We start from the raw sequence: 26,108 nt of genomic DNA on the forward strand, positions 1-26,108 counted from the left end.
TTCTCTCCTTACAGGTCGTCCGGGCCCAAAAGCATTTCTGTCAGGCCGCGGCCTGCTTTCACCATCGGGAACACGTTTTCGGTTTGGTCCGTGATGAAGTTCAGAAATACCAGGCGGTCTTTGTGCGTGGTGAAGGCTTCGCGAATAGCGGGGACCACATCGGCTGGCTTGTCGATCTCCAGACCCACGTGACCATAGCTTTCCACCAGTTTGACAAAGTCAGGCAGTGCATCCACATAGGACTCGGAATAACGCGAGCCGTAGTCGATTTGCTGCCACTGGCGCACCATGCCCAAATAACGATTGTTCAGGCAAAGAACCTTGGGGCTCAAGCGGTACTGTTTACACGTAGACAGTTCCTGGATGTTCATCTGGATAGAACCTTCACCCGTGATGACCGCAACATCCTGGCCAGGGTTGGCCATTTGCACACCCATTGCGTAAGGCAAGCCTACGCCCATCGTGCCCAGGCCACCGGAATTGATCCAGCGACGGGGCTTATTGAATTTGTAGTACTGAGCCGCCCACATCTGATGCTGACCCACGTCGGAGGTCACGAAAGCGTTGCCGCCCGTCACTTCCCACAGGGATTCCACCACGTATTGCGGCTTGATCAGTTCGTCCGACTTGGCGTAGGCCAAGGAGTTCTTGCCACGCCAGACATTGATCTGTTTCCACCAGTCGTTCAAGGAAGGCGGGTTTTGCGCTTCCTGACGGCTTTGCGCATACAGCTCGTTGAGCTCGGTCAGCACGTCTTTAACACAGCCTACGATAGGCACATCCACTTTCACGCGCTTGGAGATCACGGAGGGATCAATATCAATATGAATGATCTTGCGTGGATTCTGACCAAAGTGACGGGTATTGCCGATCACGCGGTCATCAAACCGTGCACCGACAGCGACCAGAACGTCGCAATGCTGCATGGTCATATTGGCTTCGTAGGTACCGTGCATGCCAGGCATGCCGATGTACTGGTCGGCCGTGCCTGGATAAGCGCCCAGCCCCATCAAGGTAGTCGTGCACGGAGCACCGCTTAACTTGACCAGCTCATTGAGCTCGTTTTCGGCATTACCCAGCACCACGCCACCACCGACGTAAATCAGTGGGCGCTCGGCGCTATTGAGAATCTGGACGGCTTTCTTGATCTGCCCCTGGTGGCCTTTGGTCACAGGCGCGTAGGAGCGCATCTTGACCTCGCCACGCTTGGGCGTGTATTTACACGTTGCGGTCGTAATATCTTTGGGGATATCAATCAGCACAGGACCAGGGCGGCCCGTCGTGGCAATGAAAAATGCCTTGCGAATGGTATCGGCCAAATCACGAACATCGCGCACCAAAAAGTTGTGCTTGACGCAAGGGCGGGTGATACCGATGGCATCACATTCCTGGAAAGCATCTTCACCAATTGCCTGGGTGCTGACCTGTCCACTGATGATGACCATCGGAATGGAGTCCAGGTAAGCGGTTGCAATACCGGTGACAGCATTGGTGACGCCCGGGCCACTGGTTACCAGTGCCACACCCACTTTTTGAGACGAACGGGAATAGGCATCCGCAGCATGAACAGCGGCCTGTTCATGGCGCACAAGAATGTGCTGGAAGCGGTCCTGCTTGAAGATTGCGTCGTAGATATAGAGAACGGCACCACCCGGATAACCGAAAACGTGTTCCACGCCTTCGTCCGCGAGCGTGCGCACGACAATATCTGCGCCATTTAATTCAGACATGAGTTTTCCTTTCAGTCTTGCTCTGCAATATCGATCGACCACGACGGTCCGAGCTTGAACCGATGTCAGCAACATGATCTGGCGCTTCATGGCCCACAGGACCACACCACCCAGACACATTACCGTCCGGCCTGCACTCTTCGACACCCAGTGCGTGCACACAAAAACGTATGCGTTAGCTTGAAACGGAAGTCCTGGCATCCCACGCTTGTGACGCGGCCAGCAACAAAGTTTTTAGGCGCAAAAAACCGGGCGGATGGCCCGGTTAACAGTGCCTCGCTACAATTTGCTCGGATATGGAGCAAAAACACCTGGTTACTTTACCTTGACTGCACAAAGCGAGCAACTGTGATTGTTGGTAAAGTGCAAAAAAACAGGCTTAAAGCTTACATACGTAAAACGATATACTGTCTACCCATGACGAGCTGTCCGGGTATTTTATGGCATCGCCCATCCCACAATTAAAACAATTCCTGTATAGCCACTATTTTTTCGGTGGGCTGCGCCAGTCCATCGGCGTGTTGTTGCCGGTCATTATTTTGGGCCGTTTCTTCGGTCATTATGACATTGGCGTCATTGCCTCCATGGGGGCCACCTGTGTGGCCATCATTGACCAGCCGGGCGGCCCGCGCCGCTACCGCAACAATGAAATGCTCGGTGGCATTGCACTGGGCACGGTCACAGTCGGCCTGACGGGTCTGGCCTCCAGCTCCCCCCTGCTCCTGGTGCTGTGCGTCCCCTTTCTGTGCTTTCTGTACAGTATGTTCTCCGTCTTTGGCCGTCGTGGCGGGCTGATTGGTTTTGCCGCCCTGCTGCTGATGACCTTGACGATGCGCTTTCCCATGCAGCCTCACGAGGTACTGGCCCATACGCTGTACTCCTTTGCCGGTGGCCTGTCCTACTACCTGTTCAGCACCCTGTTCCGACGCCTGTTCTGGTATCGGGAAGAGCGCCAGACACTGGCGGTAGCCCTGTTTGCCACAGCGGAATACATGGAAGCGCGCTCACAGTTCTATGACTCCACCTCGGACCTGGACGCCTGCTATCGACGGCTGATCAATCTGCAATCCAATATGACCGAAAAGCATCAGGCCGCCCGTGATGTGGTGCTGCGTGAACTGCCACGCGGTTATGGACGAGGCGATCACCACCGCAAGGCACTGCTGACAATCTTCTTGAATATGGTCAGCATTCTGGACTCGCTGGTCGCGACCTATACCGACTACACCGTCCTGCGCCGCCAACTTTCCGACAGCGATTTCATGGTTTTTGCGCGTGATGGCTTGCACAAGCTGTCGCTGGATATTGGCCGCATTGCCATGAATGTTTCACGCAGTGCTCGCACAACTCGTCGCTCCAGCGTCAAAGCAGAGATCCGCGCCATGGAATACGAGCTGGAGAAATACAAGCGCCAGGGCATGTCTCAATCAGACCCGGAAACGTATGCACTATTAGTTCAGGTGTTACGCCGCCTGCGTAACCTGAACCGGATCGTCGAGCATATGGCCAGCCTGTCTCACCGGGCCAGCCAGAATCTTCCAGTTGATCAGTACCTGAATAAATCGCTAAGCCGAATGCTGTCGCGCGAGGAGCTACGGCTGGGCATGCTGACCAGCAATTTCAAGCTGAAGTCCTCGCACTTTCGCTATGCGGCACGGGTCAGTATTGCTTCCATGGTGGCACTGGGTGTCGGCGCACTCAGCACTCACTTCCAAAGCGAATTGGGCCTGGTCAGTGCCCTGACCGCCCACAGCTACTGGATCATCCTGACGATTCTGGTCATCATGAAACCGGGCTTTGCCATTACCCGCCAGCGCAATGGCTGGCGTCTCTTTGGCACGGTGCTGGGCTGTGCGGCCGCTTTCCTGCTTCTGAAACTGACCAACAACCGCGAGCTGTATCTGATTGCCATGTTACTGGCCTACCTCTTGGGCAACAGTCTGGTCCAGTTGAACTTCCTGCTATCGGCTCTGTTCAACACGATCTTTGTGATCCTGTCCTTCCAGTTCCTGTCCACGGGTGGCTCCTTCATTATTGGAGAACGTTTGGTGGATACGCTGATTGGTTGCGGTATCGCCATGGCAGCCAGCTACTTGCTGCCCAACTGGGAGTCCAGCGCCATGACAGGACTGGCTCGCGCGGCCTTGGCCGCAAACAAAGAATTCTGGCGTGCCGGTCTGGAATTCGCTCGTTTGAGTCGTCTGCACAACCAGAGCCTCAAGAGCGGGCAGGATGGCCAGCCCACGATGACAGAAGCCCAGAAAGAACAAGTGGATCTAGACTTGATGGAAGCCGATACCGCTTGGCAAGTGGCCAACAAAAACGTACACATTGCCTTCAGCAATTTTGCCTCGGCCTTTTATCGCATGATGGATGAGCCTGTCAGCCGTCAAGCCAATGTATCCCTACTGAATAATCTGCTGATTCAAAACCATGTACTGGCCTCGCAAATCAGCGCCGCCACGCCACTTCTGGCTAATTTGAGCCAGATCCCGCCGGGCATACAGAACTCTTTGGATGCGATTGGCGCACTGATCAACGATCAGGATGCAGAGCCGCCCGCCTCTATCGAAACCGAAGGCGAACTGGCCATGCTCGCCTACCCTATCCGCCAAATGAGCAAGGCCGCCCAATTGATACGTCAGGACATGAGAGGTCTGGAATACAGCACTGGCCCGCAGTTGCCACCGGAGCGCAAGCAGGAATTGAAACAGCAAGGGGCGTGATGGCCCTATCCCGTATACATGGGGAACTCGCTGTCAGGGCCAAATACGCAAAAGCACAAAGCACAAGATCATAGGGCACCAAGCCTTCCTCAGGCCGCCGGCCAAAAAAAAAGCAAGGCGCAATATATGGCCCTGCTTTTCCTCTTCATACCAGCAAGACTGCAGAGCAACTAAAGATCTGCCCCTACTACGAAAGTAATAAAGCTAAATGCTTATCCAGCCTTGGCGTCCTGTTCGGAGCGACGAAACACCAGCTTATCCTCGCTGGACAGCTCGGGCTGAAATACATAGCCTTCACGATCAAACGCTTTCAAACCTTCCACCGTTTGAACACGCTTATCGATAACAAAGCGGGCCATCAAACCACGGGCTTTCTTGGCGTAAAAGCTGATAATCTTCCAGACACCGTTTTTCTCGTCCTGGAATACACACTGCACCACACGAGCACGCAGGGCTTTCTGATCCACCGCCTTGAAATACTCTTCGGAGGCAAGGTTCAAAACGACGGGCTTGGTTTCCCCGTCCTGACGCTCGTTCAGATAGTTGGCAATGCGGCTGCCCCAGTACGCGTACAGATTCGCACCACTGGGGTTTTTCAAGCGAGTCCCCATTTCCAGACGATAAGGGCGCATCAAGTCCAAGGGACGCAATACGCCGTACAAACCACTGAGAATCACAATGTGGTCCTGCGCCCACTGCAGTTCCTTGTCCGACAAGTCTGTCGCAGCCATACCTTCGTACACATCACCATTGAAAGCCAGAATGGCCTGACGGGCGTTGGAGCGGTCAAACTTGGGCTCCCACTCCTGGTAGCGCTGAACATTCAAACGAGCCAGATCGTCACTTAGCTTCATCAAACCAGCGACATCCTCTTCGGACTGAGTGCGCAAAATATCAATCAAGCCTTGCGCCTGCTCCACAAACAGAGGCTGGGTCGCCAGCTCCGTGCGTACAGGGGAGTCGTAATCCAGCTTTTTTGCTGGCGAGAGCAATAACAACATGCGCCTATATCCTTTCTATACAAACAGATAAAGGGCCACGCCCTTTATCTGTTATCCACACAATACGCTCTGACAACAATTAGCGAGCCGTCCAGCCACCATCCAGGCTTAGCGTCGTACCCGTCATTTGATCCGCAGCGGGAGACGACAGGAACACAGCGGCACCGCCCAATTGCTCGGGGGTGACAAACTGCAGGGAAGGTTGTTTCTCAGCCAGCAGCTCGCGAGCGGCGGCCTCAATATCAATACCTTTTTGCTGGCTGATCGCTTCAATCTGTTTTTCTACCAAGGGTGTACGTACCCAGCCCGGGCAGATTGCGTTGCAAGTAATACCCTTGCCAGCATTTTCCAGCGCCGTCACCTTGGTCAGGCCCACTACACCGTGCTTGGCAGCCACATAAGCCGATTTATTCACCGAGGCCACCAGACCGTGAGCCGAGGCAATATTGATAATCCGCCCCCAACCCTGCTTTTGCATGATGGGCAAGGCAGCAGCAGTGCCGTGAAATACGGCCGACAGGTTCAAGGCAATAATGGCATTCCACTTATCGACGGGGAACTCTTCGATAGGTGCCGTGTACTGGATCCCAGCGTTATTGACCAGAATATCCAGACCGCCCAAGGCCTCTGCCGCCTTGGCAATAAAGTCACGCGTGGCCTGTGCGTCGCTCAGATCTGCATTCAGATAATAGGCTTTGACACCAAACGTGGACTCCAGCGTGCTGCGCTCGCGCTCGATATCTTCAGGCTGACCAAAACCATTGATCACCACATCTGCACCGGCTTTTGCCAATTCGGTGGCCATGGCCAGACCGATACCGCTGGTCGATCCTGTTACAACTGCTTTTTTACCTTTCAGCATAGATACCTCGTGAGTATTGACAACAGAGAACTGAAACCTCAAGTGTACTCGCCGCCCCCACTGCCGGGAAATGCAATGGGATCCTTTTGTCCGGAATCCTCAAGGCGTCCAGAGCAAAGTCAAACACCATCGGACCCGGTGTTAGCGCATTGCCCTATATACCTTCTGCCTACGCTGGAAAAAAGTCGGCCATGCAAAATGTGACGGGTGAACTTCCCGGACATTGACTGCCACTGACACTTTTACCTTAACGTGCTCATGTGACAAAACGGCAAACAAACCAAGCACAGAGAACAGGATATTCAGACCGGCAGAAAACAAAAAAGCCCCTGAATAATCAAGGGCTTTTAAAATCTTAGGTGGCGGACAGGGTGGGATTCGAACCCACGGTACGCTTGCACGTACGCCTGATTTCGAGTCAGGTACATTCGACCACTCTGCCACCTGTCCGCGATTGCTTATATGGTTACAAGCAAGCCCATAAATATAGATGAAATAACCAGCTATGACAAGCATTAAAAATGAAAGGCGAAAACGCCCTACCAGATAGGTCTGGAGAACTCGCTGACGGCTATACCAACGAGAGGGACCCGCTTGGACTGAGGACGAGTGGCATCAACCGGTGTTATCAGCGATAGACAAGCGAAATCAAGCTCTCTAGCATCACAGAAGCTGAGCCATATCGCCTTGCGGTCACAAAACCTGAACACACTGACAGCAAGCCAGTATGCGGCACGACTCGAACAAACACCTCAGCGTCACTTGGGCTCCTCATCCTGGCGCTGCCGCTGCATTGACCAGCCCAGCCTTAACAAACGCTGCAACGCACATTTTCATGTTTGTCCATCTGACTGACGCAGACATGCGTGGAGCCACATAAACCAGCCCTCCTCACCGAGTCTTTCATCATGCCTATTTCCCTGCTCTCACCACAACGCCTGCTGATTCCACTGCTCAGTAGCACCAGCCTGCTGCTAGCCGCTTGCAGCGGCAACTATGATCATGCGCCTTCCAACGACCTGACTGAGGCACAGCTTGAGCGCGGCATACAAGGCCTGCAAACCCTGGTGCCACAATTGATGGAGCGCTCTGGCGTGCCTGGCGTTGCCGTGGCCGTTGTCTGGAATGGAGAGCTGCGTTATGCCCAAGGCTTTGGTGTGCGCGAAACAGGCAAACCCGAGCCTATCACGCCAGACACTGTGTTCCAGCTTGCCTCAGTCTCCAAGTCTGTGGGCGCCACCGTCGTTGCCACGCAAGTGGATGCAGGCGTCATCACCTGGGACACTCCCGTAGCCACACAGCTACCGGACTTTCTGCTTGCCGGCGGTGGCGCCCAACCTAGCGTCGGTGATCTTTACGCCCATCGATCAGGCCTACCCGACCACGCAGGGGACCAGTTGGAAGATCTGGGCTATGACCGCGAGACAATTTTGCACCACCTGCGGTATGTGCCTGTCAAACAACTGGGTAGCCACTACGCCTACACCAACTTTGGTCTGACTGCGGCGGCTCAGGCCGTTGCCAACGCCGCAGGCACCGAATGGGCCACACTTTCGGAGCGTGAGCTATACCAACCTTTAGGAATGAGCCGCAGCAGCTCGCGCTTTGCCGACTTCATCGCCCAGGATAACCGTGCCATAGGACATAGTTGGCAAGACGGGCGCTACCAGGCTTTATATCAACGCCAGCCCGATGCACAATCCCCCGCTGGTGGCGTCAGTTCTAGCGCACGCGATATGGCGCGCTGGCTGGCCCTATTGCAAGGCATGGGTACCAGTGCCGAAGGTCGCAAACTATTCGCACCGGCTGCTCTGGAACCCGCACTGGTGCGCCAGTCTCCGCCCGGCCACCAATACGGCTTTGGCTTTAATGTCGGTAATGATCCCTATGGCCAGCGACTGAACTCACACTCGGGAGCTTTTCTACTGGGCGCCTCTACCGTTTTCATGCACTGGCCCGATTCTGCACTTGGCATTGTGGTACTTACAAATGCAGCCCCCAGCGGCGTCGCCGAGGCCAGTGCAATTTCCTTTATCGAGCTGGTGCGTAACGGCTCCACCTCACAAGACTGGTACACCGTCCTTCATGATCAATTCCAGCAGGAAATGTTCCAACCTTTCGGCTCATTGGCGGGCCAAACACCCCCTGCCACACCTGTCCAGCCCTTACCGCTGGAGCGCTACACTGGCACGTACGACAACGATTACTACGGTCAGGCGTCCATCACCCTCGCCAACGGTACGCTGACACTCAGTCTGGGCAAACAAGGCCAATCGTCCTACAAGCTACGCCACTGGGACGGCTCTCGCTTCGTTTTCAGTCTGCTGGGTGAAAACGCCGTCGAGGGCTCAGTCTCGTATCTGGATTTCACGGTCAACCCGGTCGGCAACGTAACGGGCCTGCGTACTGAATACTTCGCTGAAGATTTATCAGGTGGCAGCTTCATGCGTAGCGGATATTAACCCCAAAAAAAGAAGGCTGAATAATCAAGGGTTTACCCTGTATTTCGGCCTTCCTGGCTTGTCCGGCGCATGGGGTGAGCCTATAGTGAAAACAGACATTGATGCATCATAGCCCTGCCTTTTGGGGGCAGCCCTTGGAATTCCAGTGCCACGCGCTGGACTTGATAAAAGGAGTTGTCATGCAAACCTTCCAATGGATTATTGACGCGAATGGCGACGGTATATATAGCCTGAATGAGATCCTTCAGACTATGCGCTGGGGATTCCGGATACCGGGTAGCCTGATCATCGAAACCCTGGGTTCTATTCCAGCCTTAGCAGACCTGCTCAATATTCGGGCCTCGGATGCGACAGGTTACGCCTCGCTGCGAGGTGGGCTGGTCAATATCCTGTCACTCTTTTTCTGGGCTTCTCTCTGTCTCTGGTTTCTGGAGGTCAGCTCCAAGCCGCGCACAGAGCCTGCGCAACGCAACCCACGCCGTACCCCACACCTGAACAAGCAAATGGATTCCGTACACGGTCGACAATTGCATGCGAATTACAATCGTCGCCCCATCCGCCATCGTCAGGTTGAACGCCACACCTTCTGAATCCGCTCATGCACCTCCCCTGTCCTGTCGGGCAGGGGAAACATGTGTTAAGAAAGGTAAACCTGCCGCATAGCTCATACGAGCCATGTTGCGTTTGGAAGTGCTTTGCCAGGATTGCCTAACGTTTGGGACACCGATTTCAAGCAACAATCGCTGCAGCTAGAGTCACGAGAGGTGCAGCATATGAAAAAGCTACTATTAGCTGGCTTGATGGTCTTGGGCACCCACACAGCCTTTGCAGGTGGTGTAAGTGTGGACATCAATGTCGGTATTCCCGGTATCGGTTACGGACCGATCTACTACCCGCCCGCTCATGTTGTGGAACGCCCGGTTTATGTCGCTCCACCGCCGGTGGTTTACCACCCTCCCCGCTATGTCTATCGTCCCGGCTACGTGGAATATGGCCGCTCCAACAAGGAATGGCGCAAGGAGCAGCGACGCGCACACAAGCGCTGGCGCAAGCACCAGGAACGCGACTGGGATGATGACTAATCCTTCACGACGGGACCAGGAATAAAAAAGGGCTGAGGACCATGAAGGTCATCAGCCCTTTTGCGATTCAGGCAGATGCTTTTACTGCGCAGGCACCAGGCGTTCCAGACCGCCCATATAAGGACGCAGAACCTTGGGCACAATGACGCTGCCATCTTCTTGCTGGTGATTTTCCAGGACGGCTACCAAAGCACGGCCTACAGCCAGACCAGAGCCGTTCAATGTATGCACAAACTCGGGTCGAGCCTTGCTGTCGGCACGGAAACGGGCTTGCAGGCGACGGGCCTGGAAAGCCTCGCAGTTCGAGACCGAGGAAATCTCGCGGAACGTGTCTTGTGCTGGCAGCCACACTTCCAGATCGTAGGTTTTGGCGGCAGAAAAACCCATATCGCCGGTACACAGCTGCACCACACGGTATGGCAGTTCCAGAGCTTGTAGAACATGCTCGGCATGGCCGACCATGGACTCCAACGCTTCGTAGGATTGTTCGGGGTGAACGATCTGCACCATTTCCACTTTGTCGAACTGGTGCTGACGGATCACGCCACGGGTGTCACGGCCACCGCTACCGGCTTCCGAACGGAAACAAGGCGAGTGAGCAGTCAGACGCATAGGCAACGCATCACCAGCCAGAATCTCGTCGCGCACCATGCCCGTCAAGCTGATTTCGGAGGTGGAGATCAGGTACAGGTCTTCAGGCTTGGATTCGGCCGGATCGGCTGGCTCGTTGTCCTGACCACCTTTGGTAACCCAGAACATATCGTCCTTGAACTTGGGCAGTTGGCCTGTGCCGTACAAGGTGGACGCGTTCACGATGTAAGGGGTGTAGCACTCGGTGTAGCCGTGCTCTTCCACTTGAGTATCCAACATGAACTGAGCCAGAGCACGGTGCAAACGGGCCAGAGGGCCACGCAGAACCATGAAACGGGCACCAGCCAACTTGCGGGCGGCTTCAAAATCCAGGCCAAATTGTTCGCCCAGGTCCACGTGGTCACGCGGCGCAAAAGTGATATGTGCAGGTTTGCCCTGATCATCTTTAGGACCGGGAATCCAGCGGCGTACTTCGACGTTGTCTTCTTCGGACTCGCCCACCGGAACGCTGTCGTGCGGCAGGTTAGGTATCGTGGCAAACCAGGAGGACAGCTCGGCCTGTACTTGGGACAGGTCCTGCTCCAACTGCTTCAGGCGCACCGGGATTTGCTGGGATTGAGCCAATGCCTCGCTGGCGTCTTCGCCCTTGGACTTGAGCTGGCCAATGCGTTTGGCCAGTGCATTGCGCTCGGCCTGCAGGGTTTCAGTTTCCACCTGTACCGCTTTGCGGCGGGCTTCCAGCTGCTGGAAACGCTCGGTGTCAAATTGCACGCCACGTTTCGCCAGGCCCTGTACCAGCGGCTCCAAGTCTTTGCGTAATTGGTTCAGATCTAACATTTAATAGCCATATAGGTGATGGTTCAATCCCGATTGATCTGGTGATTTTAACCACAAGCCACCACAAGCGCAGCACAGCGCAAGCCGTAGCGAGATATCGGGAAATACGGAGGTGGCAGGTCAAGCAAGCGCCTGTCCTGTCTTAGGTATCTTTTTTACCGGCCTGCTCGTCCAGCTGACGCAGGCGCTCCATTTTTTCAGCAATCTTGATTTCAAGACCACGGGGCACGGGCTGATACCAATGCGGATCGGGAATACCCTCCGGCAAGTAAGTCTCACCCGCCGCGTAAGCATTGGGCTCGTCATGAGCATAGCGATACGCATGACCGTGGCCCAGCTCTTTCATCAGCTTGGTCGGGGCGTTGCGCAAATGCACGGGCACTTCACGGCTTTTATCCTGCTTCACAAAGGCGCGGGCCTGGTTGTATGCCATATAACCGGCATTGCTCTTGGCGGCGATAGCCAGATAAATCACGGCCTGCCCCAGCGCCAGTTCTCCTTCAGGGCTGCCTAGGCGCTCAAAGGTCAAGGCGGCATCATTGGCAATTTGCATGGCGCGCGGATCGGCCAGACCGATATCCTCCCAAGCCATGCGGATGATGCGGCGCGACAAATAACGGGCATCTGCCCCACCATCCAGCATCCGGGTCAGCCAATACAAGGCGGCATCCGGGTTGGAACCACGCACCGATTTATGCAAAGCAGAAATCTGGTCGTAGAAATTGTCGCCCCCCTTGTCAAAACGCCGAGAGTTCAAGGTCAGCGCGTTTTGCAGAAAGTCCGTTGTGACCCGCTCGGTGCCGGAGGTCTTGGCGGCCGTATTAGTCTGCTCCAGCAGGTTCAAGAAACGCCGGGCATCACCGTCGGCATAGCCGATCAAGGTATCAACGGCTTGATCGTCGAACGCCAGACCATCCAGCGCATTTTGCTCCTGTACGCGGCGCAGCAGCAGCTTGAGTTCATCATCCGTCAAAGACTTGAGCACATAGACCTGCGCCCGCGACAGCAAAGCCGAATTGACCTCGAACGATGGATTTTCTGTAGTGGCGCCAATAAAGGTCACCAAGCCACTTTCGGCATAAGGGAGAAGCGCGTCCTGCTGAGATTTGTTGAAGCGATGTATCTCGTCCACGAACAGGATGGTGTGCTTGCCCATGGCCAGATTCTGCTGGGCCTGCTCCATGGCCGCACGAATGTCTTTTACGCCTGAAAAGACGGCGGACAAGGCGATGAACTCGCACTCGAATGCACTGGCCGTCAAACGCGCCAGCGTGGTTTTACCCACACCGGGAGGCCCCCAGAAAATCATGGAGTGTGGTTTCCCGGACTGAAAAGCCAAACGTAGTGGCTTGCCCTCGCCCAACAGGTGAGACTGGCCCACCACCTGATCGAGGGTTTTGGGGCGCAGCGCTTCGGCTAAGGGTGCGGCGGGTTCCTGAGCGAACAAATCACGCATGGCGATCGCCCTTCCTAAAATGGCAAGACCTGGTCAAAGCGGACCAGGTCTGTATTGAAAACTTGTTTTGTCAGAGCCAGCTAAGCGCTGCCTCTGACGATAGCTGCACAAAAACAGAATGTGCATCAAGGCATGGAAACGACATCCACTCCGGCAGGAGCCTTGAACGTGAAGGTACCCAAGGTAATCCGAGGGTTCGGTTCCAAGCCGGTGAAGTCGATATACGTGGTTTGCCCGAACGAGTCCTGCAATTCCAGACGACGTGGCTCACGATCCTTGAAGCCGATGTCTACGTAGGAAAAGCCAGCATCGCTTTGCAAAGGCGTGGCTCGGATCCACTCCAGCCCATCCCGCGCATCTTGTTCGACCAGACGGAAGGAATCTTCCAGATTGCCGGTGCCAAACAAGATTGCGGCAGGCGAGGCGCCAATGGACTGGTCCACACCACGCTCGGTAACTTGGGCCAGATCCGGGTCGTATTGATAGAGCAGCTTGCCGTCAGACACGATCAACTGCTCATAAGGGCGTTGCACATGCCATTTGAACTGGCCGGGGCGCTGAAACACGAATTGCCCGGACTGCGGCGCACCTTTGGACTGGCCATTGCTATCGACTGTGCGCTGGGAAAATTCGCCTTTTGCGGCATGCACATCTTGCACAAAAGAGCGCAATTGCTCGCTGGCCGACGCGGCCATGGTCAAGGCAGGTGTAGCGGCCAGCAGCATGCTGGCCAACAGTGTCTTAATCTTCATCTTTGGCACCTCCTGCGGGGACCAGAATTTCGCGGTTACCGTTGGGCTGCATGGCCGACACCAAGCCTGCCTGCTCCATTTGTTCCAACAGTCGGGCGGCTCGGTTATAACCGATACGCAAATGACGCTGCACCGAGGAAATCGAAGCGCGGCGATTTTTGATAATGACTTGAACGGCCTGGTCATACAGCGGGTCGGCTTCTGCATCCGCCATACCCGTCACCGGGTTGACTCCCTCACCCGATTCGCCTTCGACAGCACCTTCCAGCAGGCCCTCGATGTAATCGGGCTCGCCATGTTCTTTCAAGTGCTCGACAACACGGTGAACTTCCTCATCGCTGACAAATGCGCCGTGTACTCGTTTAGGCAAGCCTGTACCAGGGGGGAGGTAGAGCATATCACCCATGCCCAGCAAGGTTTCCGCCCCCATCTGATCCAGAATGGTGCGCGAGTCGATCTTGGAGGACACCTGGAAAGCAATACGGGTAGGAATGTTCGCTTTGATCAGACCCGTAATCACATCCACACTCGGGCGCTGCGTGGCCAGAATCAGGTGGATGCCAGCGGCACGGGCCTTCTGGGCCAAACGAGCAATCAACTCTTCGATCTTCTTGCCCTGCACCATCATCAGGTCAGCCAGCTCGTCGATAATGACGACGATCATGGGCAACACGGACAACGGCTCGGGAGCATCCGGCGTCAAAGAGAAAGGATTAGGGATAGGCTCTTCACGCTTTTGCGCTTCGCGTATTTTGGCGTTGTAACCGGCCAGATTGCGCACGCCCAGCTTGCTCATCAAGCGGTAGCGTTTTTCCATTTCCGCCACACACCAGTTCAAGGCGTTGGACGCCAATCGCATATCCGTGACCACCGGTGCCAGCAAATGAGGAATGCCTTCATAGACACTCATCTCCAGCATCTTGGGGTCAATCAGGATCAGGCGCACATCGGCCGGGTCTGCCTTGTACAGCAGCGACAGAATCATGGCGTTGATACCCACCGACTTACCGGAGCCCGTGGTACCGGCTACCAGCAGGTGGGGCATCTTGGCCAAATCCGCTACCACGGGCTTACCAGCAATATCCTTGCCCAAAGCCATGGTCAGCAAAGAAGCACTGCTGTGATAAGTTTGCGAGCCGACGATTTCCTCCAGACGCACCACTTGGCGGCGGGGATTGGGTAGCTCCAGACCCATCAGGTTTTTGCCGGGAATGGTTTCCACCACCCGAATGCTGACCAGACTCAAGGCACGGGCCAGGTCTTTGGCCAGATTCACGATCTGGCTACCCTTCACACCCGTAGCAGGCTCGATCTCGTAACGGGTAATCACGGGGCCAGCCTGAGCCGCCACCACCGTTACCGCGACACCGAAGTCGGACAATTTCTTTTCAATCAGGCGCGAGGTGAATTCTATCGTTTCCTGCGACACGGTCTCTACATTGTCTGTAGCCGGGTCCAGCAAAGACAGCGGAGGCAAATCGCCCGCTTCGCCAGCCTGACGAGGCACCTTGAACAAGGTCTGCTGCTTTTCTTTCTCGACGCGCTCGGATTTGGGCACGGCCACAAACGCAGGTTCGATACGAACAGGTTGTTCATGTACCAACTGCTCCTGCTTGGCCACCACGCTTTCCGTACGCTCGGCACGTTTGACCTCGCCTACCCGGCGATCCTGACGCGCCGACCACAAGATCATCACACGACGAATCGCCCCTTCGATCAATCCGCCCAGGCGTTCAGCCAGCGTCAGCCAGGAAAAACCGAAGAACAAGCTGGCCCCACCGGCGAGCAGGCCCATCAGCACTAAAGTGGCACCGCCAAAGCCTATCGACGTTACCAATAGTTGCGAAAACAATTGGCCTAACTGCCCACCAGCCCCCGCCGGAAGCTGCCATTGCTGCCCCAGATCTTTAAAGAACAGCGACTCCAGGCCCATACTGCCCAGAAACAAAAAGAAAAAGCCGATGCCAATTTCCCAATGCACCCGCGGCAAGACGTCCTCGCTCTTGGTGCCGGGCAAGAGTAAAGCGGTCAGACGATAAAAGCCCACAGCCACGCGCTGTACCAGCAGCACCACCCAGAGCCAGGCTGTCAGGCCAAATAGGTACAAGAGGAAATCGGCGATATGGGCACCAAAAATGCCCCCGCCATTTTGAGTCAGACCCGAATGCACGGAATGCGACCAGCCAGGGTCGCCCGGATCCCAGGTCGCCAGTACCAGACCGAGCCAGGCTGCCAGCGCAGCGAAGATAATCCACCGTGCTTCGCGCAGCAGTCCTGTCAGGCGCTGTTGCAGGGCGGAAGGCCCATTACGCACATTTTTGGATGACCGGGACGAACGAGGGGATGTTGCAGGTATTCTTGCCATGGACTCATTATAATTGGAGATCGTCTTTTTCGGATTTTCTGTGATGTCGACTACTAAGCACGCAAAAGTACTCATTCTGGGCTCAGGCCCGGCCGGCTATACCGCAGCGATCTACGCAGCCCGCGCCAACCTCAACCCTGTCTTGGTCACCGGCATGGAGCAAGGTGGCCAACTGATGACCACCACGGATGTAGATAACTGGCCAGCCGATGCCCAAGGCGTCCAGGGACCTGATCTTATGGCACGTTTCCAGGCGCATGCGGAACGATTCGAAACAGAATTAATCTTTGACATGGTGTCCTCGGTTGACCTGTCCACCCGCCCGCTGACCTTGAATGGGGATAGTGGCACAGTCTACACCTGCGATTCGCTGATTATTGCAACAGGTGCGTCGGCGCAATACCTGGGCTTGCCATCGGAACAGGAATTCATGGGCCGTGGCGTCTCCGGTTGTGCAACATGTGACGGTTTCTTCTACAAGAATCAAGACGTGGTGGTCGTCGGTGGTGGCAATACCGCCGTAGAAGAAGCCCTGTACCTGTCCAATATTTGCAAAACCGTGACACTGATTCACCGTCGCGACACTTTCCGCTCCGAGCCCATCCTCACCGACAAGCTGATGGATCGCGTCCAGAACGGCAATATCCGCCTGAAACTGCACAGCGAATTGCAAGAAGTGCTGGGCGATGCTTCTGGCGTGACCGGTGTGCGCATTATCAACAAGCAAACCCAAGCCACTGAAGATCTGGCCGTGACCGGCGCTTTTATCGCCATCGGCCATAAACCCAACACCGGGATCTTCGAAGGCAAACTGGATATGCACGATGGCTACATCACCACTCGTAGCGGCCTGAAAGGCATGGCAACCATGACCTCCGTTCCCGGTGTGTTTGCCGCAGGTGACGTGCAAGACAATATCTATCGTCAGGCCATTACCAGTGCAGCCAGCGGTTGCATGGCCGCCTTGGATGCACAGCGCTGGTTGGATGAAAACAAATAAGCCCAAAGCCGTAGGCCGCAGCCTGGCAGACCTGAAGAAGTTGCAAGGTCAGGTCCGCCAGGATCTCAACCCGCCCCCGGCCCCCGCTCGTCCTCAAGCTCGCAAGCGTCCCCGTCCACCGGATCCCGGTGGCAAGCCGGCCAAGCCGGCTCCTGCCAGCAGCGCCGCAGCAGCCCAAGACCCCATTTCTTTATTGGACCCCAGCGACAGGGCCTGGCTACGCCAGTCCATGCGTGACGTCGCTCCCTTGAAAAAACGCGGTCAAAGCATGCTTATGAGCCGCCCTACAGCCAGCCCGGAACAGTTGGAGCAACGTCGTCGCCACGCGGTAGGTGCGCCCGTCAACACACCTGCCCTGCCCCAAGCCTCTGACCAATATGTCAGCGTGCAAGGCGAGAGCAACGATATACGACATTTGCGTGCCAGCTGTGGCCCCGATGTCTTGCGCGACCTGGAGCGCAACCGTTGGCCGATTGAGTCCAGCCTGGACTTGCATGGCTCCGATCTGGAGCAGGCCCGAGAGCGACTGGACAACTTTCTACGTTCCTGTCTGGAACACGGTGTGCGCTGTGTACGAATTGTCCATGGCACGGGCTACGGCTCACGCAATGGCGAACCCGTTTTGCGTCATGCCGTGCGTCGCTGGCTAACCCAGTTGCCCAGCGTTCTGGCCTATATGGAATGCGCGCCCAATGAAGGTGGGCAAGGTGCCGTCAAACTGGTGCTGCAAGCCATGTCTGAACCCTGTGTTTGATTTTCTTTATTGAGTACAGACGTAAAAAAGGCCAGCTTTCGCTGGCCTTTTTTTTGTTGTTGTTATGTTGTACTGCCTATTGCTTTTATAATAGTGACCGTTTTGTTCCGGTCTTTGTTGCCCAGCTTCGCGGGCTATGTCTCCTCACCTGCATGAAACGTATTGTGCCCCATTTATAACGCTGTCACACTTAGGGAATGCACTGATACCCGCATCGCAAGAAAAGATCCGTCGCCCATTCGTAATGTTTATTCGGCTGCCTGCTCCAAAGCCTTTACGGCCCGTTTCAAAAACACCTGCATTTCTTTCTCAGCCTGCTTATCGCCCTGTTCCTGGGCAATTACCAAACCCTGCTCCAGAATTTCCCTGGCCTGTTTGAATTGCTGCAGATTCACCAGCACCCGGCCCAATAGCTTCTAGGCTGCGGTGTAACGCGGATTCATTTCCACCGCTTTGGACAAATGTTCACGAGCGGCTTCCAAATCACCCTCGCCCATACACGCATTGCCCAAGCCAAAGCGCAGCAAGGCATTATCCTTGCCTGCGGCCAGTAGTTTCTCCAATCCTTCGCGCATAATCCGTACCTCTGAAAACCCAGCAAGACTTGGCCGCGTTGCCTTTGCACAAAGCAAAATAGCGACAGCGATAAGCCTGAACAGCTTGATGGCTATCGAACAATATAACCATCAATCTTTAAGCTTGGTTTTGTAGCACGGAATATCAACGAGCAACCAAGCAGCCCAGGCTCGGTAGGCCCATTCCCCTGCCGGTACCGCCTTGGCTAGCGCTTTAGGCCAGATCGCCTTGCAACACCCCCTTGCTGACCACTTCACGGCCATCCAGGCTCACCGTGCAATTACGCATCGGATAGTCGAAGTGGCAATCGGAAAAACGACCTGCCGCAGGATTGGCGCCAGTAGAAAAGAGAAAGTTACCCGCAAAGGCACGCAACTCCGTTCCGTTGGTATCGCGCTTGTCGTACATGGCCAAGGAATCCCAACGAGCTGCCGGTGCCATGCCCCAGCCCACATGGCTGACCGCATAGGCATCCTTGTCATTCCAGCTTGCGTAGTAGGAACGGATCAAATCGGCATCCACGCCCTTGCCCTCAATAGCCACTACATAATCGTTTTCGATACGCAGGGTCACCGCCGATTCCAGATAACGCTTGAAGGTCAGGTTCACATCCCCGCTATCGAGCACCAGCGTGCCATTCACACTGCCATTGCTGGGGTAGCAAATACATAAGCCGGCAGGCCAATACCCAAAGCTGCCCGGCTTGTCGGCTATCCCGGCACTGCCGCGCCCGATCACACCCGCCAGGCTGACCGTCAGGTCCGTACCGGCCTCGGAGCTGATGTGCATAACGCTGGCGTCGGTAATCAGCTTGCCGCCAATATCGCACTTACTTTGCAAGTAAGGACTGGGTTTGACCCGCTCCAGAATCTCGGGATGCTCGTCGCTGATCATCATGATGCGGGCACCTTTGGCCAGCAGAGCCGCACGCTCGGGCGAATGCAGCAACCCTTCTACCGTGCAGTCCACGATGAACTGGCTGCCTGCCAAAGCCTGAACAATCGGGTCCATACCTTCCAGAGCCAAAGAAGTCCCAGTCGAGCGCAAGGCAATATTGCTTTTCAGACGTGGCGAGACCAGTTTCACATGGCAAACCCGTGCGCCCATTTGCGTCAGGGCCAACTCGGCCAGCTCGGCCAGCACGGAGCGCGATTGCGTCTCGGACAGCACAACGGCCATTTCGCCGGGCTGCACCTTGCACAGTCCAAACACTTCTACAAAATCAGCAATCCACTTGCCTTCAATATGCTCACGCAACATCTCACTACTCCTAGAAAATTCAAAAAAACGCTGCACAGCTTTTTCAGCCGGGCAGCGCCTGTACACATCAGTCGTGCAAGTCCTTGCCCTTGGTCTCGGGCGAGGCAATGGTGGCCAACAAGGCCAGAATGCACAGACCAATCAGGTACCAGTCAAACACCTGCTTTTGATTGATGGAATGCAGCCAGGCTTGCAAATAGGGGGCAGTCCCGCCCGTCAGGGCACCAGCGACCGAATACGGCAAACCCATGGCGACCGCCCGGATACGAGTCGGAAACTGCTCGGGGAAAAAGGCGGGCATGATCGCAGTAGGGGCAGAGATTAAAAACATGCCGCCTACCATGAACACCACCAAACGCCAGATCTCGCCCTGGCCGCCAGTCAGCACCATGGTCAGCGGGATGATGCTGATGATGGAGCCGATAGAAAAGAAGTACCAGTTCGCCTTGCGACCAAAGCGATCCGAAAATGCCCCCCAGAAAATCAAACACAGGATCAGGAACAGATTGGCCCCGACGCCTACCCACATCACCTTGGCAGCAGGCATGCCCAAAGAGGTAATGGCAAAGGTGGGCGCCATAATGGCCCAGACGTAATACAGCACGGTGCCGCCTGCCGACAAGGCAAACACGCGCAAGCAGGCGCTGCGGTACTTCCAGACCTCCGCCCAGAACACCCGCGCACCAGGGCGTGCCGTTTTGCCTGACGCTTGCGCTGCAGCCTGACGGGCTTTGAACATGGGGGTTTCGTCCAGTTTTCTGCGCAGATACAGCGCATATACCCCCAAAGCACCGCCCAGCACAAAGGGCACACGCCATGCCCAGGCCCGCACAACATCTTCACCCAGCAGGCTGGTCAGGCAGGCACTGAGCAAGACAGCCGCCAGAACCCCGATCGTGACAAACACAAAGACGGAGGAAGACCACAGCCCGCGTTTATGGGCAGGTGCCATTTCAGTGACGTAAGTGAAAGAGGACACCACCTCCCCACCATGGCCAATGCCTTGCAACAGGCGGCCCATCAACAAGAACAAGGCGGCAATCGGCCCCACCATGTCATAAGTCGGCGCAATACCAATTACCAAACTGCCCAAGGCTGTCACCAGCATGGACAAGGTCATGGTGAAACGTCGCCCCTTGCGGTCGGCCAGCCAGCCAAAAAAGATGCCTCCCAAAGGGCGCATGAAAAAGCCCACGGCAAATACTGCTAGCGTGCCCAGCAAGGCCGCCAGCGGGTCCTCGCTATGAAAAAACTGCTTGGCAAAATAGGCGGCAAAAATCGAATACGCCGTCCAGTCGTACCACTCCAGGGCGTTACCCGCCCCAACCCCCAAAATAACGCGTCGACGCTGCGCAGCAGTCATGGGCTGCTCGCGCAAAGATGATGTAGGTGCGTCCAAGAGATGTCCCCTTCACTGTGATAGTTATGCTTCTTGTTGTTTGTTTTTGGTCCGGCGGCCTAAGCCACCAACTGCGTGAAACGAGAACGATGAAAGATCAGTGGCGAGATTTCGCGCTCGATCTGCACATCGTGGATAAGCAATTGCACGGCATCGTGGTCCCCGGCCGGATGCACTTGAAAAACACTGCAGTCAAACCAGACTGATGCCCCTTGGATATGGACGGCCCCCTCCTCGGTCAGCTCGACCTCGATATCGCTGAAGCGGCTGTCCTTGTCCGGCCCAGCCAGCTGACGGCAAATAGCCGCATGTTCAGCACTCAAAATTGACACCCCCAGACGCGAGGCGCTCGACAGCAGCGCCCAGGTAGAGGAACTTTTCTGTACAAAAAAGGCGGCCAAAGGCGGATCCAGCGATACCCCTACGGAAAAACTGGACGCCACAATGACGTGCGGCTTGCCATCGAGCACAGCCGCAATAGCGGCAACCCCCGACGGAAAGTGCCCAAAGGCTTCGCGTACCGCCCTGGCTCCCAACCCACTTATGTTTTCTTTCATGACGATGACTCTGCTCAGGCGTTAAAGACCCAAAACCCAAAATGAGGCGAGCGCTCCTGTAGCCTGCTCGCTTGGCCTAAATTCTGTTTCGATCGTCATTTATTTGCAATAACAAAATAGACAATCAATGTCTTTTTTTGTTGATTTTAGGTGTTAACCCTATGAAAAATCGTCGTTTTAAACACTATAGGCCTATACAATTTGCCTGTAATTTATTGCGAATAATGATCTGTAATTATTTATTTGCAATAAAATACCAATTAATAAAGCCCTGAACTACGGCAACAGGGCCTATCCCTGACAAGAAGGACAGCATGTATCTACATATCGTTTTGATGGCGCCCCACACCCCGCTCAGCCCGGAGCTGGTCCCAAAGCTGGATCACGCCTTTATCCGCATACGCCAGGAGTGCCCAGGCATAGAGCGCTTTGAGTGGGTGCCGAATTTGTCGCGCAGCTCTGCGCGCTACAGCCATGCCCTGCTGTCCGTATTCCGCACGCAGGAAGCTTTGGACGCTTACCGGGAGAGCGACGCTCATCAGGCCATGCTGGGTGCCATCGCTGCGCATATTCAGGACATCGTGGTGCTGGACAGCGTGCTGGAGGAAAACCTGCCCTGAAAGGCCATGTCGCAGCCCTGTCGCACAAGACGTAACAAGCCTCGAATGCGGCCACGCTAGCGCCGCCGGGGCACGCACGGTAAAATGGCCCGCTACAAACCTACTATCAAAAATGGGTAGCGATCAGCCCCTCCACCGGAAAACAGAATGAAAGCAAGCGTCGCGATTGATGAGTTCATCGCCAGCCGAGACCATGGCGAGCACGAGCAACTTGCCCCGCACCACTACATTCTGACGCTCTACGGTCTGTTCGCCCGTCCCACGGGCGTCATCATTCCGGTGGCCAGCGTGGTCCAACTGCTAGCTGACCTGGGCGCTGAGCCATCCAGTGTGCGATCCGCTATTTCCCGACTCAAGAAAAAAGGCGTACTGGTCAGCCAACAAGCCGCCTCAGGCAAAGGCTATGCCTTGGCCGCCGAGCTGGAACCGCATATGCAAGCCGGTGACGAGCGGATTTTCTCCTCGCCCTCTATGAATATTCGGGATCCCTGGCTGCTGGTCTCCTTCTCTGTTCCAGAAAGCGAACGCCAGAACCGTCACAAGATTCGTACCGGCTTGGCCCGCATGGGTTTTGGCACGGTGAATGCGGGCCTGTATATAGGTCCGGCGCGCTTGCAGGCAGAGGCTGTCGAGTACATACGCGAGCACCAGCTCTGGCCCTATATTGAGTTGTTCACCTGCGAACCCAGTGGCCTGAGCGATATTCAGGAAAAAATTTCCCGCTGGTGGAATTGGGACAAATTGGCCAACGAGTACCAGTCCTTTTTAAACTCATATCAGCACGAGGTTGAGGTCTGGCAAACCGCTTTGCGCCAGGGCACGGGCGACCCGCTGGAAGCCTTCCGCCTCTATATGCCCATGGTGACCCGCTGGCGCAGACTGCCCTTTCTGGATCCCGGCCTGGCACCCGAGCTATTGCCTGACAACTGGGTCGGCAATACGGCCCGTAAATTATTTGGTGACCTGCACCGCCTGCTTAGCCCCTTGAGTTCGCAACACGTGCAACAGGCCATTCCAAACTGGAAGGCCCACCGCGCGGAGTAGATCAGCTTCTGGAGTCATGCCCCTACAAAACGAGCAATGTCCCCCCTCAAGTCCTGGGAAACACACTCAAATCGTTCCTGCGTTACCCCCTGCATCATAGGGGCATCCTGCCAAGCCAGGAAGTTGCCAAACTGAAACGGCAGATCAAAACAATGCCCACTGAACACCGCGTCAAGTGGGCTTTGCTCTGTAAAGTCACTCCACACCACAGCTCGCCCCGCTGCTTTCAGGCTAGCCGCATACTGGGTAGGAAAGCGCTGAAACTGCAACCAGGAAGACGCCGCCACAACTTGCTGATACGGTGTCAAGCCCGACTCTGCTCCCTGATACACGCCGTTTCGCAGCAGGTTGGCGGGTAAATCTTCCGCAGGCCATACACCCAAAGCCTGATCGACTTGGTCCTGCGTAACCTGCCGGTGAAAAGGCACATCAAAAAAGAACACGGAGGACTCTTGGGCAGTACAACGCAGATACACCGCCTGCGCATGGCAGGTTTGTGCCGCCCAGTCAGGATTCAATAAATCCGGCGGCATCCCGGCACTGGCCACCGGCAAGAATGCCGAAGGAGCATGAGCCAAGCGTGGCGGCTCTTTATCCAGGGCCAGCATGCCGTGCTGCATCAAGGTATCGACATCCGCCATCAGCCACTGATCGCCCAGGCTTTGTCGCACGCGCTCCGTGGTTTTTCTTTGTTGCTCGGACGTCCACGGTGTGCGCGTCCCCATGCTGAGCAAAGCCACGCGATCAATCCAGCCTCGCGTGGACTCCAGCACACTGAGCAAATGCGCATACCAACCACCCGCCGACTGCCCCATCAAGGTGATCATGTCCGGGTCGCCACCAAAGGCGTGGATGCGATCTTTCACCCATTGCAGCGCCAAGAACAAATCGGCTGCCGGTAAAGGCAAGTCGTCCGCTTGTGCATCACCCAAGTGCCCCAAGGCACCCAGACGATAATTCACATTGACGACCACCACGCCCTGCGCTGCCAAACGGGTGCCGTCATACCAGTCCAAAGAGGCGCCGCCACTCATCCAGGCACCACCGTGGATAAAAAAGACGACAGGCAGACCTTGCGCTTGAGCTGGCGCCCACACATTCAGAAAATAAGCATCTTCAGATTGGGGGTTGGCACTGCCTGCGCCCATGACCGCAGCAAGGCGGCTGGGGCGCTGCGGAAATAAAGGCACCTGACCCAGAGATGTCGCTGCCACCCGCCCCGTCGCCGCCTGCGCCGCTTTAAAACGATGCGTGCCTTGGGCGTAACGCAGGCCATACCAGGCCTGCACCTCTACGCCATCGGCACGACAACGACGCGAGGGCGCATTGATCAGCAATGTCGCCGTCATGGCTTAGAGCTTGTTGGAAATATAAGGCGTACCGGTCATGCCGTTGCCGTGCAGCTCGTATCCCATGGGCGCGGTAATCGAGGCATGGCGAGTACCGGTATTAATATCACGCCACATACGGCCCAGCGGGCTGTTTTCCGCAAACGAAGCGGTGCCATGCAACCAGCAAAGATTGTTCACCGCATCCACCAGTTCGTGTCCGGCATGGCCGATCCCGGCGCGATGACGCGCACGCAGTTCCAAGGGCATGGGCACTATGCCAGAGGCAGCCGCATCAATCTGCGCCGCAGCACGTTCCAACAATAAACGGGCGCCATCAATCTGGATACTGGCCGAGCCCAAGTTCTGCACAAACGCCCCCGAATCCGACTGTTTCTTGTAATGGGTATAAGTAATGCCACGCTTGCCACTGACGCCACTGGTGAAATCCACGGCAGCTTGAGCCGCTCCCAAAGATGGCGCTTGAATGCAGGTGGACATGGTCAGGTGCGGCGTCAAACGACGGCCAAACGTGGCCGAGGGATCTTGCTCCTGCACATCCCCCATCAATTGCTGAAACGTGATCAAGCGCTCTTTGGGCACCCACAGGTTTTCAGCCACCATGGTGTTGGAGCCAGAACCGCGCATACCGATGGTGTACCAGGTGTCCTGAATTTCAAACTCATCACGACGCATCAACACAAAGCCCACGGTAGGCTCGACCAGCTCGCTTTCCTTGATGAACAGAATTCCCAGCGCCCAGTCCGAATGGTTGCTGTTCGATGCAAAAGGCCACTTGCCCGTAATGCGCCAGCCATCGCCATCCGGCCTTGCCGTACCTTGCGGTTGAGCAAAAATGGATGCAGCACGGATAGGGCCATCTGCAAACACCTCATCGAGCATCGCATCGCTAAAACGGTTGGCCAGCATGACCGAACCATTCGAGATCACCACACACCAGGCGGCTGCCGGATCGTAATAGCCCACGGCGCTGGCGCACTGCAAGAGCATGTCCGCGCCACCCTCGTACCCGCCGTAGCGCTTCAAGGCCGAAATGCGCCAAGCCCCGGTGGACTCCAAAGCCTGAACCGCCTCATCCGACAACACGCGATTACGGTCAGCCTGTGGGGCCAGCTCGCGTAACAGCGGACCGATCTCATGGATACGTTCCAGAATCTCCTCTGTCTCCTGACGGGATGGGGCCTGAGTAACGGTGATCCGCTCGTGCTCGGCGACCAACGTAGCTCCTGTGATAGTCATAACTGCTCCTTAGAATTATTTTATGTAGCAAATTTATAGCTATCGTCAATTAATAGCAATATCAATAATTATGGAAACAGTCGAAAACTCTTGTTTTATTGGATTTATCCGGGTTTTCACCTAGTAAAAATCACGCCTTCTTTTTATTTTTAATTGCATAAAACTAACGATCAAAAATAATCTGAGCGCAATGATAGAAGAAAAAGACAGGAGCGGAACGGCCCGCCAAAGCATGAGGCGAAAAAAAACCGCCGCCCCGAAGGTCGACGGTTTTTCATGCAGAAAACTGGCTTTAACAGCCTGTTTTCATTACATGTTTTCGATCAAAACATGTAATTCGTAATTTCATTGTTTCTATTCAATGAGATAACAATTTGCAATGTTGAACATGGCCCCAAATATGGCCCCAACCTATTGTTGTGGATTTCGGGGCGTCAAACCTCGCT

22 protein-coding genes and 1 tRNA gene are annotated in these 26,108 nt (G+C 55.5%); 8 read left to right on the top strand and 15 right to left on the bottom strand.

The features are described from left to right. Nucleotides 1-8: 8 nt before the first annotated feature. A complete protein-coding gene (gene ilvB / locus AB7E06_RS14590; RefSeq protein ID WP_094197366.1) occupies nucleotides 9-1,730 on the bottom strand; it encodes a biosynthetic-type acetolactate synthase large subunit in 1,722 nt (573 codons plus the stop codon). Nucleotides 1,731-2,170: 440 nt separating this feature from the next. Between ilvB and AB7E06_RS14595 the strand changes: the two genes are divergently transcribed. After that, entirely contained in the window at nucleotides 2,171-4,456 is a 2,286-nt protein-coding gene (locus AB7E06_RS14595; RefSeq protein ID WP_094197367.1) for an FUSC family protein, read from the top strand. Nucleotides 4,457-4,668: 212 nt separating this feature from the next. On the opposite strand, the gene yaaA is transcribed toward AB7E06_RS14595, so the two are convergent. The 3 genes from yaaA to AB7E06_RS14610 form a co-directional block, all read right to left on the bottom strand. Beyond that, on the bottom strand, nucleotides 4,669-5,457 hold the full coding sequence (yaaA, locus tag AB7E06_RS14600) for a peroxide stress protein YaaA (protein WP_094197368.1): 789 nt from the start codon (nucleotides 5,455-5,457) through the stop codon (nucleotides 4,669-4,671). A 79-nt stretch (nucleotides 5,458-5,536) separates the two neighbouring features. Next, nucleotides 5,537-6,319 carry a 3-hydroxybutyrate dehydrogenase gene (locus AB7E06_RS14605; protein WP_094197369.1) on the bottom strand — a complete coding sequence of 261 codons (783 nt, stop codon included), beginning with the start codon at nucleotides 6,317-6,319 and terminating at the stop codon, nucleotides 5,537-5,539. Nucleotides 6,320-6,679: 360 nt separating this feature from the next. Then, nucleotides 6,680-6,769: transfer RNA gene (locus AB7E06_RS14610), tRNA-Ser, on the bottom strand. A 458-nt stretch (nucleotides 6,770-7,227) separates the two neighbouring features. On the opposite strand from AB7E06_RS14610, the gene AB7E06_RS14615 reads away from it, so the two are divergent. The 3 genes from AB7E06_RS14615 (at nucleotide 7,228) to AB7E06_RS14625 (ending at nucleotide 9,863) form a co-directional block, all read left to right on the top strand. Beyond that, nucleotides 7,228-8,781: a serine hydrolase gene (locus AB7E06_RS14615; protein ID WP_199827833.1), complete on the top strand. Its 1,554-nt coding sequence runs from the start codon at nucleotides 7,228-7,230 to the stop codon at nucleotides 8,779-8,781. Between the two features lie 179 nt (nucleotides 8,782-8,960). After that, nucleotides 8,961-9,371: a hypothetical protein gene (locus AB7E06_RS14620; RefSeq protein ID WP_094197370.1), complete on the top strand. Its 411-nt coding sequence runs from the start codon at nucleotides 8,961-8,963 to the stop codon at nucleotides 9,369-9,371. A 183-nt stretch (nucleotides 9,372-9,554) separates the two neighbouring features. Continuing rightward, complete coding sequence (locus tag AB7E06_RS14625; protein ID WP_094198403.1) at nucleotides 9,555-9,863, top strand: hypothetical protein; 309 nt, start codon at nucleotides 9,555-9,557, stop codon at nucleotides 9,861-9,863. Between the two features lie 81 nt (nucleotides 9,864-9,944). Here AB7E06_RS14625 and serS read toward each other — a convergent pair whose 3' ends face one another. The 4 genes from serS to AB7E06_RS14645 all read right to left on the bottom strand — a co-directional run bounded on the left by serS (nucleotide 9,945) and on the right by AB7E06_RS14645 (nucleotide 15,864). Then, on the bottom strand, nucleotides 9,945-11,291 hold the full coding sequence (gene serS / locus AB7E06_RS14630; protein WP_094197371.1) for a serine--tRNA ligase: 1,347 nt from the start codon (nucleotides 11,289-11,291) through the stop codon (nucleotides 9,945-9,947). Nucleotides 11,292-11,433: 142 nt separating this feature from the next. After that, entirely contained in the window at nucleotides 11,434-12,747 is a 1,314-nt protein-coding gene (locus AB7E06_RS14635) for a replication-associated recombination protein A (RefSeq protein ID WP_094197372.1), read from the bottom strand. A gap of 125 nt (nucleotides 12,748-12,872) precedes the next feature. Beyond that, a complete protein-coding gene (lolA, locus tag AB7E06_RS14640; RefSeq protein ID WP_108727785.1) occupies nucleotides 12,873-13,499 on the bottom strand; it encodes an outer membrane lipoprotein chaperone LolA in 627 nt (208 codons plus the stop codon). Further along, nucleotides 13,489-15,864, bottom strand: a complete 2,376-nt coding sequence (locus AB7E06_RS14645; RefSeq protein WP_094197374.1) for a DNA translocase FtsK — start codon at nucleotides 15,862-15,864, stop codon at nucleotides 13,489-13,491. Before AB7E06_RS14645 ends, lolA begins: the two co-directional genes overlap by 11 nt. 43 nt (nucleotides 15,865-15,907) lie before the next feature. Here AB7E06_RS14645 and trxB point away from each other — a divergent pair, with 43 nt between their 5' ends. Then, nucleotides 15,908-16,864 (top strand): thioredoxin-disulfide reductase, encoded by a 957-nt coding sequence (trxB, locus tag AB7E06_RS14650; RefSeq protein ID WP_094197375.1) that lies wholly within the window; start codon nucleotides 15,908-15,910, stop codon nucleotides 16,862-16,864. Beyond that, nucleotides 16,851-17,618, top strand: coding sequence for a Smr/MutS family protein (locus AB7E06_RS14655; protein ID WP_094197376.1), 768 nt, complete (start codon nucleotides 16,851-16,853; stop codon nucleotides 17,616-17,618). The genes trxB and AB7E06_RS14655 overlap by 14 nt, the downstream gene beginning before the upstream one ends. A gap of 248 nt (nucleotides 17,619-17,866) precedes the next feature. On the opposite strand, the gene AB7E06_RS14660 is transcribed toward AB7E06_RS14655, so the two are convergent. The 5 genes from AB7E06_RS14660 to AB7E06_RS14680 form a co-directional block, all read right to left on the bottom strand. Then, nucleotides 17,867-18,019, bottom strand: a complete 153-nt coding sequence (locus AB7E06_RS14660; protein ID WP_427957420.1) for a hypothetical protein — start codon at nucleotides 18,017-18,019, stop codon at nucleotides 17,867-17,869. A 15-nt stretch (nucleotides 18,020-18,034) separates the two neighbouring features. Then, on the bottom strand, nucleotides 18,035-18,193 hold the full coding sequence (locus AB7E06_RS14665; protein ID WP_427957422.1) for a tetratricopeptide repeat protein: 159 nt from the start codon (nucleotides 18,191-18,193) through the stop codon (nucleotides 18,035-18,037). 214 nt (nucleotides 18,194-18,407) lie between these two features. Continuing rightward, entirely contained in the window at nucleotides 18,408-19,454 is a 1,047-nt protein-coding gene (locus AB7E06_RS14670; RefSeq protein ID WP_321269077.1) for a peptidase M29, read from the bottom strand. 67 nt (nucleotides 19,455-19,521) lie between these two features. Further along, nucleotides 19,522-20,853 (bottom strand): MFS transporter, encoded by a 1,332-nt coding sequence (locus AB7E06_RS14675; RefSeq protein ID WP_427957424.1) that lies wholly within the window; start codon nucleotides 20,851-20,853, stop codon nucleotides 19,522-19,524. A 59-nt stretch (nucleotides 20,854-20,912) separates the two neighbouring features. Continuing rightward, nucleotides 20,913-21,410, bottom strand: a complete 498-nt coding sequence (locus tag AB7E06_RS14680; protein WP_094197380.1) for a flavin reductase family protein — start codon at nucleotides 21,408-21,410, stop codon at nucleotides 20,913-20,915. Nucleotides 21,411-21,724: 314 nt separating this feature from the next. Between AB7E06_RS14680 and AB7E06_RS14685 the strand changes: the two genes are divergently transcribed. Continuing rightward, nucleotides 21,725-22,030, top strand: coding sequence for a Dabb family protein (locus AB7E06_RS14685; protein ID WP_094197381.1), 306 nt, complete (start codon nucleotides 21,725-21,727; stop codon nucleotides 22,028-22,030). Nucleotides 22,031-22,177: 147 nt separating this feature from the next. Further along, on the top strand, nucleotides 22,178-23,074 hold the full coding sequence (locus tag AB7E06_RS14690; protein WP_094197382.1) for a PaaX family transcriptional regulator: 897 nt from the start codon (nucleotides 22,178-22,180) through the stop codon (nucleotides 23,072-23,074). 14 nt (nucleotides 23,075-23,088) lie between these two features. Here the strand turns inward: AB7E06_RS14690 and AB7E06_RS14695 are convergent, their stop codons facing one another. Further along, nucleotides 23,089-24,423: a carboxylesterase family protein gene (locus AB7E06_RS14695; RefSeq protein ID WP_427957427.1), complete on the bottom strand. Its 1,335-nt coding sequence runs from the start codon at nucleotides 24,421-24,423 to the stop codon at nucleotides 23,089-23,091. 3 nt (nucleotides 24,424-24,426) lie between these two features. Beyond that, nucleotides 24,427-25,662 (bottom strand): acyl-CoA dehydrogenase, encoded by a 1,236-nt coding sequence (locus tag AB7E06_RS14700; protein WP_123049936.1) that lies wholly within the window; start codon nucleotides 25,660-25,662, stop codon nucleotides 24,427-24,429. Nucleotides 25,663-26,108: the final 446 nt, after the last annotated feature.

It is taken from the genome of Alcaligenes sp. (genome assembly GCF_050255915.1).
Classification (GTDB): Bacteria; Pseudomonadota; Gammaproteobacteria; order Burkholderiales; family Burkholderiaceae_B; genus Alcaligenes; species Alcaligenes aquatilis.